The sequence below is a fragment of the Janthinobacterium sp. BHSEK genome, from assembly GCF_056174685.1.
In genome coordinates, this window is sequence record NZ_JBWBYV010000167.1 from 1 (window position 1) to 1,067 (window position 1,067).

Here is a 1,067-nt window from a genome sequence, read left to right on the forward strand (position 1 = left end):
CTTGTACACAGGGTTGCCATTTTTGAAAACAATTATGTCGGAAATATCGGACAGTTTGTGGCGAGAAAAGTACTGGTTGTCTCTGCGCTAACAGCGACAACCAGTATTGCCCGTTGACCAGGCAAGAGAGCCAAGTTGGCTCATGCTACCTCTGGGGAGGAGATTCGACTCTAACATTAGGAGGTACACATTTTGGCACTACCCATCATCCCCTGGATCGGCGGCAAACGACGCCTGGCCGACCGCATCATCCCGCAATTTCCGCCGCATACCTGCTACGTCGAGGTTTTCGCCGGTGGCGCCGCGCTGTACTTCATGCGGCCGCCGGCCGAGGTTGAGGTGCTGAACGACGTCAACGGCGAGTTGATCAATCTGTACCGCGTCGTCAAAAATCACCTGGAGGAATTCGTGCGCCAGTTCAAATGGGCGCTGTCGAGCCGCGAGGTGTTCAAGTGGCTGCAGGAGACGCCGCCGCATACCTTGACGGACCTGCAGCGCGCGGCACGTTTCTTCTACCTGCAGCAGCATGCCTTTGGTGGCAAGGTCGACGGCCAGACGTGGGGCACGGCAACCACGGCGCCGCCGCTCAACTTGCTGCGCATCGAGGAGAACTTGTCGGCCGCACACCTGCGCCTGTCTGGCGCCTATATCGAAAACCTTGACTGGTACAAGTGCATGGAGCGCTACGACCGGCCCCACACGCTGTTTTACCTGGACCCGCCGTACTGGGAGACAGCGGGCTATGGCGTGGAGTTTGAATTCGCGCAGTACGAGAAGATGGCCGAGCTGATGGCCCGGCTGAAGGGCAAGGCCATCTTGAGCCTGAATGACCACCCGGACATCCGGCGCGTCTTCGGGCGCTTCCAGATGGACACGACCGGCATCCAGTACAACGTGGGTGGCGGAGGCAAGGCGGTGGAGCGCAAAGAGTTGATCATTTACAGTTGGGACAAGCAGGCGGATCCGGCCGGGCTGTTTTAATGCGGCCATGAAAGATTCGGGCTAGTGCAGACGTCTGCACTAGCCCGAGCATAAGGGTTTCCTCTTTGGCGGTGTTCTTCGTATGG

The 1,067-nt window shown here is 58.5% G+C and carries 1 protein-coding gene; it reads left to right on the forward strand.

Annotation, left to right across the window (positions count from 1 at the left end; translation table 11 throughout):
- The first annotated feature begins 192 nt into the window (after nucleotides 1-192).
- Nucleotides 193-981, forward strand: a complete 789-nt coding sequence (locus tag AC0V2Y_RS27950) for a DNA adenine methylase (protein WP_475418048.1) — start codon at nucleotides 193-195, stop codon at nucleotides 979-981.
- Nucleotides 982-1,067 lie beyond the last annotated feature (86 nt).